Origin of the sequence: Thalassovita sp., from assembly GCF_965218685.1 — a bacterium.
Taxonomy (GTDB): domain Bacteria; phylum Pseudomonadota; class Alphaproteobacteria; order Rhodobacterales; family Rhodobacteraceae; genus Thalassobius.
In genome coordinates this window covers 1,837,034-1,849,049 of sequence record NZ_OZ244657.1, presented here as the reverse complement: position 1 = coordinate 1,849,049, position 12,016 = coordinate 1,837,034, and the positions used below count along the sequence as shown (strand labels likewise).

Annotated in this window: 12 protein-coding genes; 8 read left to right on the top strand and 4 right to left on the bottom strand. The window is 59.7% G+C overall.

Translation table 11 applies throughout. From position 1 onward, the window contains the following. The first annotated feature begins 67 nt into the window (after positions 1-67). Genes ACOQOQ_RS09330 through ACOQOQ_RS09320 form a run of 3 tightly spaced genes read left to right on the top strand, consistent with a single transcriptional unit; the run spans position 68 to position 3,144 of the window. Positions 68-562, top strand: coding sequence for a tripartite tricarboxylate transporter TctB family protein (locus ACOQOQ_RS09330; protein ID WP_420566724.1), 495 nt, complete (start codon positions 68-70; stop codon positions 560-562). Position 563: 1 nt separating this feature from the next. Beyond that, entirely contained in the window at positions 564-2,075 is a 1,512-nt protein-coding gene (locus ACOQOQ_RS09325; protein WP_420566723.1) for a tripartite tricarboxylate transporter permease, read from the top strand. A gap of 31 nt (positions 2,076-2,106) precedes the next feature. Beyond that, a complete protein-coding gene (locus ACOQOQ_RS09320) occupies positions 2,107-3,144 on the top strand; it encodes an AbrB family transcriptional regulator (RefSeq protein ID WP_420566722.1) in 1,038 nt (345 codons plus the stop codon). A gap of 21 nt (positions 3,145-3,165) precedes the next feature. On the opposite strand, the gene ACOQOQ_RS09315 is transcribed toward ACOQOQ_RS09320, so the two are convergent. Further along, on the bottom strand, positions 3,166-3,849 hold the full coding sequence (locus ACOQOQ_RS09315; protein WP_420566721.1) for an NnrU family protein: 684 nt from the start codon (positions 3,847-3,849) through the stop codon (positions 3,166-3,168). Between the two features lie 219 nt (positions 3,850-4,068). On the opposite strand from ACOQOQ_RS09315, the gene ACOQOQ_RS09310 reads away from it, so the two are divergent. Continuing rightward, positions 4,069-6,219 carry a YjbH domain-containing protein gene (locus tag ACOQOQ_RS09310; protein WP_420566720.1) on the top strand — a complete coding sequence of 717 codons (2,151 nt, stop codon included), beginning with the start codon at positions 4,069-4,071 and terminating at the stop codon, positions 6,217-6,219. Positions 6,220-6,224: 5 nt separating this feature from the next. Then, positions 6,225-6,893 (top strand): YjbF family lipoprotein, encoded by a 669-nt coding sequence (locus ACOQOQ_RS09305; RefSeq protein WP_420566719.1) that lies wholly within the window; start codon positions 6,225-6,227, stop codon positions 6,891-6,893. A gap of 72 nt (positions 6,894-6,965) precedes the next feature. On the opposite strand, the gene ACOQOQ_RS09300 is transcribed toward ACOQOQ_RS09305, so the two are convergent. Then, a complete protein-coding gene (locus tag ACOQOQ_RS09300; RefSeq protein WP_420566718.1) occupies positions 6,966-7,157 on the bottom strand; it encodes a hypothetical protein in 192 nt (63 codons plus the stop codon). Between the two features lie 190 nt (positions 7,158-7,347). Further along, complete coding sequence (gene ychF, locus ACOQOQ_RS09295) at positions 7,348-8,445, bottom strand: redox-regulated ATPase YchF (protein WP_420566717.1); 1,098 nt, start codon at positions 8,443-8,445, stop codon at positions 7,348-7,350. Between the two features lie 195 nt (positions 8,446-8,640). Between ychF and trpA the strand changes: the two genes are divergently transcribed. Further along, positions 8,641-9,432: a tryptophan synthase subunit alpha gene (gene trpA / locus ACOQOQ_RS09290; protein ID WP_420566716.1), complete on the top strand. Its 792-nt coding sequence runs from the start codon at positions 8,641-8,643 to the stop codon at positions 9,430-9,432. 25 nt (positions 9,433-9,457) lie between these two features. On the opposite strand, the gene ACOQOQ_RS09285 is transcribed toward trpA, so the two are convergent. Further along, complete coding sequence (locus tag ACOQOQ_RS09285) at positions 9,458-9,898, bottom strand: MaoC family dehydratase (protein WP_420566715.1); 441 nt, start codon at positions 9,896-9,898, stop codon at positions 9,458-9,460. A 127-nt stretch (positions 9,899-10,025) separates the two neighbouring features. Here ACOQOQ_RS09285 and ACOQOQ_RS09280 point away from each other — a divergent pair, with 127 nt between their 5' ends. After that, entirely contained in the window at positions 10,026-11,189 is a 1,164-nt protein-coding gene (locus ACOQOQ_RS09280) for an alpha-hydroxy acid oxidase (RefSeq protein ID WP_420566714.1), read from the top strand. 116 nt (positions 11,190-11,305) lie between these two features. Further along, complete coding sequence (locus ACOQOQ_RS09275) at positions 11,306-11,938, top strand: 50S ribosomal protein L25/general stress protein Ctc (RefSeq protein ID WP_420566713.1); 633 nt, start codon at positions 11,306-11,308, stop codon at positions 11,936-11,938. The last annotated feature ends 78 nt before the right edge of the window (positions 11,939-12,016 follow it).

Below are 12,016 nucleotides of genomic sequence, written 5' to 3'. Positions count from 1 at the left end.
TCACGGCTGAAAACTGGATCAGGGCGGGGTTTAACCCCGCCCTCACTCAATAAAGAGGGAGGGGAACATGGCGCTTGATCGTTGGATTGCGCTCGTCATCTTGGGAATTTGTCTGACCTATGGCTATACGGCCTGGTTTGCGATGGATGCAGGGCTTGCGCCCTTCATGCGCCGCGCGCCGATCTGGCCCAGCACTTTCCCAAAGGTTCTGTCGATCATCGGCATCATCACCTGTCTGATCATACTGCTTGGGTTCGAAAAGGGTGAGCCCAAGATCGGCGACATCGATTACCGCCGTTTGCAAGAGTATCATCTTGACCAAGCGGTTTTGTTGCTGGTCCTGATGGTGGCCTATGCCCTGTGCCTGCGCCCCTTGGGCTTTTTGATCTCGACCTTTGGCTTTCTGGTTCTTGGCTCAACAATCCTGGGCGAACGCCGTTGGCATGTCATGGCCATTGTCGCCGGGATTGCCACCTTTATCGTCTGGTATCTCGTGCAGCAGGTTCTTGGAATTTACCTGCGTCCCCTTCCCGGATTCCTCGCTGAAATGATAGGAGGCTGACATGCTCGAAGGACTTTTGATCGGGCTTCAAACGGCCCTGTCTGTACAAAACCTGTTGATGGTGATCGCGGGCTGTCTGATCGGCACCTTTATCGGCATGTTGCCGGGCCTTGGCCCGATGTCCATCATCGCGATCATGATCCCTGTCGCCATCTCGATGGGCGATCCGTCTGCCGCGTTGATCCTTTTGGCGGGCGTCTATTACGGGGCCATCTTTGGCGGATCTACCTCTTCGATCCTTTTGAACGCGCCGGGGGTCGCGGGCACGGTCGCAAGCAGCTTCGATGGCTACCCAATGGCGCGTCAGGGCAAGGCGGGCAAAGCCCTGACCATCGCCGCAATCTCAAGCTTCGCTGGCGGCACTGTGGGGGCGCTCCTGTTGATGGTCTTTGCGCCTGCCCTGTCCTCTGTCGCGCTGTTGTTCCATTCGTCCGAATATTTCGCGCTCATGGTCGTCGGCCTGTCCGCCATCGCGGCCTTTGCGGGCACCGGACAAGTAGCCAAGGCGCTGCTGATGACGGTTCTTGGCCTGATCATGGCGACCGTGGGCGAAGGCGCCCTGTTCAACATGCCGCGCTTTACGATGGGGATTATGGATCTTCAGTCAGGCTTTGGTTTTGTGACCCTGGCCATGGCCATGTTCGCCCTGCCCGAAGCCATGTTCCTTGTGCTTAAAAAGAAAGAAATGAGCGGCGATGGCGGCGAGATTTCCAACCTGCGGATCACTCGGGACGAGGCGAAATCCATTGCGCCCGTTATCGGCCGTCAATCTTTGCAAGGTTTCTTTATCGGCGTTCTACCCGGCGCAGGCGCAACCATCGCCAGCTTCCTGGGTTATGCAGTTGAACGCAATATCGCCACCAAGGAAGAGCAGGACGAGTTCGGCAAGGGCTCGATCAAGGGATTGGCTGCGCCTGAAACTGCGAACAACGCAGCATGCACAGGGTCTTTCGTTCCGCTTCTGACGCTGGGCATTCCGGGGTCCGGCACCACGGCGATTCTTTTGGGCGCTCTGATTGCGCTTAACGTGACGCCGGGGCCGCGCTTGATGATCGACGAACCCCAAGTGTTCTGGGCGGTGATCATGTCCATGTTCATCGGCAATCTTGTGCTTTTGATCCTGAACCTGCCGCTTATTCCTTATATCGCCAAAGTTCTGTCGGTGCCGCGCAACTACCTGATCCCTTTCATCCTGTTTTTCACGCTGATGGGGGCCTATATCGGGCAAAACAACGCTACCGAGTTGCTTATTCTGGTCGGTTTTGGTGTCTGTGCGACCGCGTTGAAATTTGCGGACTACCCGCTTGCACCGCTGCTGATCGGGTTCATCCTTGGCGGCATGATGGAGGACAACTTCTCGCGGTCCATGCAGCTGTATGACGGCGTGTCGTTCATCTGGGAACGTCCCATGACTCTTGGTCTTCTGGTTCTGGCCGGGTTGCTGATCGTCTTGCCCAGCTACCGGGCGCGGCGCGCACGCGCCCGCGCCGAAGGCGTGGCCGAAGGGGATTGACGATCCGCATGTCTCCTGCACAAAGCAAGATATGACACGTGCTTTGACATTTCTGATCGCTGGTTTGGGCAGTCTGGGGTTTTACGTCCTCGGGCTGCCCCTGCCCTTTTTGCTGGGGCCAATGTTCGCCTGCCTTCTGGCGGCGCTCTTTGGCGCAAAACTGCAAGGCGCGGGGCAGTTTGGCATGTTCATGCGCACGTTCTTGGGGGTCGCCGTGGGGGCCTCGGTCACGCCTGCGTTGCTGCATCACCTGCCTGACATTGCGCTTTCTTTGTTGTTTGTGCCGCTGTTCATCGCCGCGATCGCCGCCCTGGGCTATCCTTTGCTACGATATGTGTACGGGTTCGACCCCGTGACCTCTTGGTACTCGGCCATGCCCGGCGGTTTGCAGGACATGCTGATCTTCGGCGAAGAGGCCGGAGGCGACCCGCGCGCACTGTCGCTGATCCATGCAACACGCGTTGTTGTCCTTGTTTCCATCGCGCCTTTTGCCATTCAAACGGTATGGCAGCTGGATCTGTCGTCACCCCCAGGGCAGCCGATTTCTACGGTTTCGGTGGATCAGATCGTCCTGATGATTGCGGCTGGTCTTCTGGGTTGGAAGTTCTTTGAACGGATCGGCCTGTTCGGAGCGTCAATTCTGGGGCCGTTGATCGTCACGATGGTGCTGTCACTGTCCGGCATCATTGAAACCCGCCCCCCTGCCGAGATCATTCAGGCCTCTCAGTTCTTTATCGGCATCGCGGTTGGGGTCAAATACGTCGGCATCACCAGCCAGGAATTGCGCCTGAACGTATTCGCGGGGGTGGTTTATTCGGTCCTGCTGGGCGCGATTTCGCTGTTGTTCTTCGCGGTCATTTCAAAGCTTCAACTTGCGCCCTCGCTTGAGGCTCTGCTTGCATTTTTACCCGGAGGACAGGCTGAGATGGTCGTTATCGCGATCATTGCCGGTGCCGATCTGGCCTATGTCGTCACCCACCACATCCTGCGTATTGTTTTGGTTGTACTTTTGGCCCCCATTATCGGGCGGTTCCTTGGTAAACCGCCCAGGCACGAACAAACAAAGTAAGACGGGCTTCAGCGTGGGCTGTCAGGGCAGCGGCCATGCCCCTATAACGCCGGGATGGGCCCAGATCAGCACGATCCAGATCAGCAAGGCGATCCCCAGCCGCAATGGGGCGGGTGCGGATTGTGGTCTCCAAGACCCTGACACAAAAGCGGAAAACGGAACCAGCCCGGCGCGGCGGGTTTGCGCGCGCCACGCCTTGGGGCCGATCAGGCGGCGGCGGCGGCGCTCGACAATCCACATCCCCAAGCCCGAGAACAGCGCAAATGTGCCGAACAAGATCACATGCGCCAGATCGCCATTGGCCCACAGATGCGCTGCGGACCACAGCAAAAGCGCCCACAAAAGCGGCTGTCGCGTGACCCCTGCGATCCCCGGCCGGTCGGGATCAAACCCGTCCTCGCGGCCTTCGAATGAAAAGGGGTTGGGAGCGCCCACACCGAAACTGCCCAGTAAAATGGCCACCGGCAGCGCCAGGTTTACTGCCCAGCGCGCGGCCTCGGACTGGGGCCATAGCGGCACCACCGGCGCCCTACCGGCCGCCCAGACAACCCACAGCAGCAGCAAGACCGAGACCACGCTGAACAGCGCTGTATATCCATGCGCGCCCAGCACACGCTGCGCTGCACCTTTCACTCCCAGCATCGCCGGGATGCGGTGCGAGGCCATGAATACCCCCATCGCCGCGGCAAATTCCAACCACTCCACGCCTGTCCCCTTCCGGATTTGCGTCCTTGGGACCCAGCCTAACCGGTCCACACCCGCAAGGGCAGAGCCAGAAATCACCCAGCCGGGCAAAACGCCGGAATGTGTGACAAACATACGCGATTGCCTCAGATTGCACCGCTTTGGGCCCGGAATCGATAGACAGCTCAAACAGGATCGCTTACCCGTGGAACCGAGATTATTTTGGCAGGCTGTATTCATATGTTACTTCGAGATGACCTAACGAGCTCGGGTAAATCGGGCCGCCGCGCACTGCGGCTTGGGGCTTTGGCTTTGTTGATGAGCTCGGGCGCAGCCGTGGCCCAGCAAGAAGGTCCGTTCAACCTGTATGGCACACCGGGCGTCATCGACATGCCCTCGGCTGACATGGCACCAGATGCGACCCTGTCGACCACCTTTTCGTATTTTGGCGGCAACTCGCGCACCTCGATCACCTTTCAGGTGCTGCCGAAACTGACCGGCTCGTTCCGGTATTCGGCGATCAATCACCTGTATGTGCGCGGCTGGCCCGACCCCAGCTATTATGACCGCAGCTTCGATCTGCGTTATCAGGTCTGGGACGAAACGAACATCCGCCCCGCAGTATCCGTCGGCCTGCAGGATTTCATCGGCACCGGGCTTTACGGGGGCGAGTACATCGTCGCCAGCAAATCCCTGGGCAAGCGTCTGCGCGTAACCGGCGGGATCGGCTGGGGGCGTTTGGGCAGCTATCACCCACTTGGTTCGTTCGGCACCCGCCCCAGCGAGGTTCTGGGTGAAGGTGGCATTCCCACCTATGATCGCTGGTTCCGCGGCGATTTCGCAGCCTTTGGCGGGCTGTCCTACCAGGTCTCGGACAAGCTGACGCTGAAGGCTGAATATTCTTCAGACGCCTATGTACAGGAAACCGACACCACCGGGATCGGACCGGTGTTTACCAAGGATTCGCCCTGGAACTTCGGTCTGGATTACCGGTTCCGCAATGGCACGCAACTGTCGTTTTACCACATGTACGGCACAGAAATCGGCGCGCAGTTGACCTTCCACACCAACCCCAAGAAATCCAGCGTACCCAGCGGCACCGAAAAAGCACCGCTGCCGGTCCGCCCGCGCACCGCTGCGGCCAAGGGCGATCTGGGCTGGCAAAGCAATGGCGCGCTGGTCCAAGGGCTGCCTGCGCGGATGCGCAAGTCGCTGGCCAGCGAGGATCTGGTCTATGAGGGCATGACCCTGACCGCCCGCACCGCGACGCTGCGCCTTGCCAACAAAACCTATGGCTACGAGCCCGAAGCAATCGGTCGCGCGGCCCGTACCATGTCGCGCATCCTGCCCGGCTCGATCGAGACTTTCGTGATCATTCCCGTCGTACGCGGCATGGCCATGTCGGCCATCACGCTGAAACGTTCGGATCTTGAGCGGCTGGAAAACGCCCCCGCTGACCAGATGCTGGCCAAGCTGGGCATCGCTGACGCACGCGGCGGCGTTCCACCACTTGAGGGCGGTCTGCAACAGCGCCTGAACTGGTCGATCAGCCCCTACATGCAGCTAAGCGTGTTTGACCCGGATAACCCGGTGCGTTCGGACTTTGGTATCCGTGCCAAGGCGCAATATCTGATCGCGCCCAACATCATTGCGTCCGGCTCAATCGCGAAAAAGCTGTCGGGCAATCTGGACTCGGTTACCCGGACCATCCCGTCGGGCCTGCCCCGCGTTCGGACCGATTACGCTGAATACAGCCGTCAGGGCGATCCCGCGCTGGAACACCTGACGCTCAGCGCCTATGGCCGCCCGGGCAAGAACCTGTATAGCCGCATCAGCGCGGGCTATCTGGAAACCATGTATGCCGGTATCTCAAGCGAGGTCCTGTGGAAACCCGTGGACAGCCGCCTGGCCATCGGGGGCGAGCTGAACTGGGTACGCCCGCGCGACTTCGATCAGCTGTTCGGCCTGCGCAGCCGCAATACCGTCTCGGGCACCATCCCCGAGTTTAACGGCCATATCTCGGCCTATTACGACTTCGGCCGCGGCTTCCACGGACAGCTGGACGTGGGCAGCTATCTGGCTGGTGACATCGGCGCCACGTTCTCGTTGGATCGCGAGTTTGCCAATGGCTGGCGTGTCGGTGCCTATGCGACCTTCACAGACGCCAGCATCGACGATTTCGGCGAGGGCTCGTTTGACAAGGGCATCCGCGTCACGTTGCCCATGTCCTGGGCGCTTGGCAAACCGACCCGCAGAACCAACACGATCACGATCCAGTCCTTGACCCGCGATGGCGGTGCCCGTCTGAACGTGAACGATCGGCTTTACCCGATGGTGCGCGATTATCATCGGCCTGACCTGGCCCGCGAATGGGGGGTATTCTGGAGATGACCTGCATGCCCAAGCTTATACGTCCCGCCCTGGCCTGTCTGGCCGCCCTGCTGATCGCCGGGTGCTCGAACACGGGAACGTCGTTCGATTTCAAGGCCTCGCTTAAATCGCTGGTCCCCGCGAAAAAGTCCGCCCCGGCGGCACCTGCGCAGGCGAACCTGACTGCGGTCCTGCAACAGACCGCCCCAACCCCAGTGGTTCAGGTGAAGCTGGGCGGAAGCAACAGCGTCTCGGCGCTTATGCTGCAGATCGAAACCAATCGCGGCTATCGCACCTATGCGACGGCCTCGCGCCAGACGATCACCTTCCGCAACGGAATGATCACGGCCACCCGCGGGCTGGGCAATGACCTTATGGCCTCGGTGACCGGGGACAGCCTTGCCCTGATAAGTGGTCGGCGCAGCGGCACAAGCACCCGCGCTATGGAACATCTGAACGGCGCTGGCGAGACCATCCGACAGACCTTCAGCTGCGAGACCTTCATCACCGGATCTGGTCAGGTCAAACAGGGCGCCGTCAGCGCAGCCCCAACCGAAGTGACCGAGAATTGCGTGGCCGGTGCGACCAAGTTCACCAATGTCTATCAGGTGGATCGTGCGGGACTGATCGTCAGTTCAACCCAATGGATCGGTGCAGGTCTCGGCTATGCCGAGGTCAAGGTGCTGCGGCGCTAACGGCCCCACCCATGGAAAACGAAAAAAGGCGCGATTGGTTTCGCGCCTTTTTCTATTCTGTTTGTGGACGACTTAGGTGTCGCCACCCGAGGCAACGGCCACAATGGTAACCAGCGTACCAACGAGAAGCAGATTAGGACCACCCAAGTTCAGTGCACCCTGGGTCGACACAAAGGGGTCGTCAGTGGTGGCGGTATCCGCGACGGCCGGTGCGGCTGCGGCCAAAGTCAGGGCCGCAGCAGCGGCAATAGTAAATTTCTTCATAATGTCTCTCCAACATTTAGAATGCTTTCACACGGGAAATCCCGTCACCCTTTTGTCCCACAGGTCCGGACCAAAACAAACAAACATGCTGCACAGCAGCGCAAAAACCGGTGCATTTGCGTCGGTTTGCCTATGATTTGGCCCAAAACCGTGCCGTTCTGACAGGAAATACCCGTCAGAGGCGAGAAAATCAGGTATTGAAGAGGAAGTGCATGACATCGCCATCCTGCACGACATAGCCCTTGCCTTCGGCGCGCAGCTTGCCGGTTTCGCGGGCTTTGGCCTCGCCGCCACAAGCGACATAGTCGTCATAGGCGATGGTTTCGGCGCGGATGAAACCCTTTTCAAAGTCACCGTGGATCACACCTGCGGCCTGCGGAGCCATAGTGCCGACACGGATCGTCCATGCGCGAGCCTCTTTGGGGCCTACGGTGAAGTAGGTTTCCAGGTGCAGCAACTCGTATCCTGCGCGGATCAGGCGATCCAGACCGGCCTCTTCCAGACCCATTTCCTCAAGGAACATGGCGGCTTCGTCATCGTCCAGCTGGCTGATTTCTTCTTCGATCTGGGCCGAGATGATCACGTGAGAATTGCCCTGCTCAGCTGCCATCGCGGCAACCTTGGCGGAATAGTCATTGCCTTCGGCAGCCTCGGATTCACCAACATTGCAGACATAGAGAACCGGCTTGGTCGTCAGCAGCTGCAGCTGACCCCAGGTCTTGCGATCCTCGGCGTCCACTTCGACCAGACGGGCGGGTTTGCCGTTCTCCAGCATCTCTTGGGCTGCGGCCAGCAGGCGATCCTGATCCTTGGCCTCTTTGTCGTTGCCCTTCAGCTTGCGCACCAGGTTGGCGCGGCGCTTTTCGATCGATTCCAGGTCGGCCAGCATCAGCTCAGTCTCGATGGTTTCGGCATCCGCCACTGGGTCCACACGACCGTCCACATGGGTCACGTCGCCATCCTCGAAGCAGCGCAGCACATGAGCGATTGCGTCGGTTTCACGGATGTTGGCCAGAAACTGGTTGCCCAGGCCCTCGCCTTTCGAGGCGCCTTTGACCAGACCGGCGATATCAACAAAGGTCATCCGGGTGGGGATGATCTGCTTGGAGCCAGCAATCTTTGCCAAGGTATCCAGACGCGCATCGGGCACGGCCACATCACCGACATTCGGTTCAATCGTGCAGAAAGGAAAGTTCGCCGCCTGTGCCGCCGCCGTTTTCGTCAGCGCGTTGAACAGGGTCGATTTGCCCACGTTCGGCAACCCGACAATACCCATCTTGAAACCCATCTGCGGCCTCCGTGTGATCAGATGTCTGATCCGATAAAAATTCCAGTTGGCCGCTCTTAGAACGGGCGCGCCTGCATGGCAAGGCCGCTCACCCCGCTGCGGCCCATGGAAATTGCGCTTTTCGCGCGTTCCAGCCATTGAGTTCCGGCCCCTTTTGCGGCACATCGGGGCGAAGGACAGAATAGGGATCCCGGTATGACACGCATCGACGCCAAGTTCGCCGAGTTGAACGCAGCAGGCAAGAAAGCCTTCGTCGCCTATATCATGGCGGGCGATCCCGATTATGACACCTCTTTGGAGGTGCTGAAGGGCCTGCCCGACGCAGGCGTTGACGTGATCGAGCTGGGCCTGCCCTTTACTGACCCTATGGCCGATGGCCCCACCATCCAGCTGGCCGGTCAACGCGCGCTCGAGGCGGGTCAGACCCTGCAAAAGACGCTGGATATGGCGACGGAATTCCGCAAGGGCGACGACACGACCCCGATCGTTCTGATGGGCTATTACAACCCGATCTTCAATCGCGGCGTGGACAAGTTCCTGGTGGACGCGAAAGAGGCGGGCATTGACGGGCTGATCGTCGTGGACCTGCCCCCCGAAGAAGACGAAGAGCTGTGCATTCCCGCGCAAAAGGCCGGGCTGAACTTTATCCGCCTGGCCACGCCAACGACCGATGACAAGCGCCTGCCCAAGGTGCTGCAGAACACCAGCGGCTTCGTCTATTATGTCTCGATCACCGGGATCACCGGTGCCGCAGCCGCCCAGGCCACAGACGTGGCCCCCGAAGTGGCCCGCATCAAGGCCAAGACCGATCTTCCGGTCATCGTGGGCTTTGGCATCCGCTCGCCCGAGACTTCGGAATCCATTGCCAGTGTGGCTGACGGCTGTGTTGTTGGCTCGGCCATCGTGGGCGAGCTGGCCTCGGGCAAACCTGTCAGCGAAGTGCTGGACTTCGTCAAATCCCTGGCCGACGGCGCCCACCGCGCCTGATTCTGCTGGGCGTATCCCGTGCGCCCTACCCTAGATTTCGCCGCAGAATGTGGGTGGTCGTGTAGGTCATGACCTTATCACCATCCTGATTAAAGGTGTCATAGCGCACCTGTGTTCGCCCGATGTCGGCGCGGCTTTTGGAAGGTTCGGATCCGATCACCTCGGCCTTCACTTGAAGGGTATCTCCGGGACGGACAGGTTTTAACCAGCGCAGATTGTCAATTCCGGGCGATCCCAGCGAGGCTTCGTTCCAGATATTTGCGTCGAGCGTCAGCAAGAAACCAACGACCATGGTTTGAAACCCGCTACCAATCAGCCCGCCATAGATCGTGTCCTTGGCGGCTTCTTCGCTGATGTGAAAGGGTTGCGGATCGTACTTTTTAGCGAACTCCAACATCTCTTCCAGCGGGATCTGTCGCGTCCCCGTTTCAAAGGTGAACCCCACAGGTAAATCGTCGAAAAACATGCTGGCCTCCTTTCAGCTTTGCTCAGAGTGTCGCAATCCGTCGCAGGGGGCAACGGTATTTGGGATTGCACCCTACGCGCCATATTGGTAAGGAAATCTCACCAATATAAGCAAAAAGGTCCCTGTCATGCCCGTCATCACCTGTATCGACGATCTTAAGCGCCTGTACGAACGTCGCGTGCCGCGAATGTTCTTTGATTACGCGGAAAGCGGTAGCTGGACCGAGCAGACCTTTCGCGAGAACACCAGCGATTTTGACCAGATCCGCCTGCGTCAGCGCGTGGCGGTGGATATGTCGGGGCGCTCGACCGCAACGCAGATGATCGGACAGGACGTGTCCTTGCCTGTGGCACTGGCGCCGGTGGGGCTGACTGGAATGCAGCATGCAGATGGCGAGATCAAAGCCGCCCGCGCTGCCGAGGCGTTTGGCGTGCCCTTCACCCTGTCCACGATGTCGATCAACTCGATCGAGGATGTGGCCGAGGCGACCACCAAACCCTTCTGGTTCCAGCTGTACACGATGAAGGATCAGGACTATTTGCGCCGTCTGATTGAACGGGCGAAGGCGGCGAAATGTTCAGCGCTGGTGATCACGCTGGACCTGCAGATCCTGGGTCAGCGACACAAGGACCTGAAAAACGGCCTGTCTGCCCCGCCCAAGCTGACGCCGGCCACCATTGCCAACCTGATGACAAAGTGGCGTTGGGGGATTGGCATGCTGGGCGCCAAACGGCGGCATTTCGGCAATGTGGTTGGCCATGTCGAGGGAATCTCGGACGCGGCGGACCTGGGGGCCTGGACGGCGGAACAGTTCGATCCCACGCTGGATTGGGGCAAGATTGCTGCGATCAAGGAAATGTGGGGCGGACCGGTGATCCTCAAGGGGATTCTGGACGCAGACGACGCGAAAATGGCGCTGCAGGTCGGCGCGGATGCCATCGTGGTGTCCAACCACGGTGGGCGGCAATTGGACGGGGCGATCAGCTCGATCAAGGCGCTGCCGTCGATTTTGGACGCGGTGGGCGATCAGGTCGAGGTTCACCTGGACAGCGGCATTCGCTCGGGTCAGGACATCCTCAAGGCCGTCGCGATGGGCGCCAAGGGTACCTATATCGGCCGCTCGTTCATCTATGGGCTGGGCGCGATGGGTCAGGCCGGCGTGACAAAGGCGCTTGAGGTGCTGCACAAGGAATTCGACACCTCGATGGCCCTGTGCGGGCGCCGGAACGTGGCCGAGCTGGACCGCTCGATCCTGATGATCCCTGAGGATTTCGAAGGCCGCTGGCAATAAGCAAAGGCCCTTGCAAAATAGGGCCTTTCCAAACGCCACAGACTCGTCTATACGCGCGGCTTCATGCGGGGATACAGCCTTGGAGGATCCCCGAAACCAAACTTAGGAGAATTACCATGGCTGGATCTATTCCTGATCTTCACGCCGAGGCCCGGACGGGGACAGGCAAGGGCGCCGCTCGTCAGGCACGTCGCGAGGGCAAAGTGCCCGGAATCGTTTTTGGAGGCGACGCAGAGCCGCTGCCCATTAGCGTTCCGTTCAACGAGCTATTCAAGCGCCTGAAAGCCGGTCGCTTCAAGTCGACCCTGTTCAACATGAAAGTTGACGGCCAGGAAGACGTTCGCGTGATCTGCCGCGACGTCCAGCGCGACGTTGTCAAAGACCTGCCGACCCACGTGGATTTCATGCGCCTGCGTCGTACCTCGCGCATCAACCTGTTCATCCACGTTGATTTCGCGAACCAGGAAACCTGCCCTGGCATCAAAAAAGGCGGCGTGCTGACCATCGTGCGCCCCGAAGTTGAGCTGGAAGTGCTGGCCGGTGAGATCCCTGATCACATCACCGTTGACCTGGCGAACGCCGAAGTTGGCGACGTGCTGCACATCAGCGACGTGACCCTGCCCGAAGGCGCCAAGCCGACCATCGACCGTGACTTCGTCATCGCGAACATCTCGGCCCCGTCGGGTCTGCGTTCGGAAGAAAACGAAGCCGAAGAAGGTGGCGAAGAGGCCCCTGCCGCAGAGGAATAATCTGCTCTCCCCACTGGGGGACAGTATCAGGCGCGGCCCCATGGGTCGCGCCTTTTGCATTTTATGGACAATCGCGGA

What these genes read in the sequence shown, in the direction of transcription:
- trpA (WP_420566716.1), top strand. Translation starts at nt 8,641, where the DNA reads ATGACACGCATCGACGCCAAGTTCGCCGAGTTGAACGCAGCAGGCAAG.
- ACOQOQ_RS09330 (WP_420566724.1), top strand. Translation starts at nt 68, where the DNA reads ATGGCGCTTGATCGTTGGATTGCGCTCGTCATCTTGGGAATTTGTCTG.
- ACOQOQ_RS09285 (WP_420566715.1), bottom strand. Translation starts at nt 9,898, where the DNA reads ATGTTTTTCGACGATTTACCTGTGGGGTTCACCTTTGAAACGGGGACG.
- ACOQOQ_RS09280 (WP_420566714.1), top strand. Translation starts at nt 10,026, where the DNA reads ATGCCCGTCATCACCTGTATCGACGATCTTAAGCGCCTGTACGAACGT.
- ACOQOQ_RS09325 (WP_420566723.1), top strand. Translation starts at nt 564, where the DNA reads ATGCTCGAAGGACTTTTGATCGGGCTTCAAACGGCCCTGTCTGTACAA.
- ACOQOQ_RS09300 (WP_420566718.1), bottom strand. Translation starts at nt 7,157, where the DNA reads ATGAAGAAATTTACTATTGCCGCTGCTGCGGCCCTGACTTTGGCCGCA.
- ACOQOQ_RS09320 (WP_420566722.1), top strand. Translation starts at nt 2,107, where the DNA reads ATGACACGTGCTTTGACATTTCTGATCGCTGGTTTGGGCAGTCTGGGG.
- ACOQOQ_RS09305 (WP_420566719.1), top strand. Translation starts at nt 6,225, where the DNA reads ATGCCCAAGCTTATACGTCCCGCCCTGGCCTGTCTGGCCGCCCTGCTG.
- ACOQOQ_RS09275 (WP_420566713.1), top strand. Translation starts at nt 11,306, where the DNA reads ATGGCTGGATCTATTCCTGATCTTCACGCCGAGGCCCGGACGGGGACA.
- ACOQOQ_RS09310 (WP_420566720.1), top strand. Translation starts at nt 4,069, where the DNA reads ATGTTACTTCGAGATGACCTAACGAGCTCGGGTAAATCGGGCCGCCGC.
- ychF (WP_420566717.1), bottom strand. Translation starts at nt 8,445, where the DNA reads ATGGGTTTCAAGATGGGTATTGTCGGGTTGCCGAACGTGGGCAAATCG.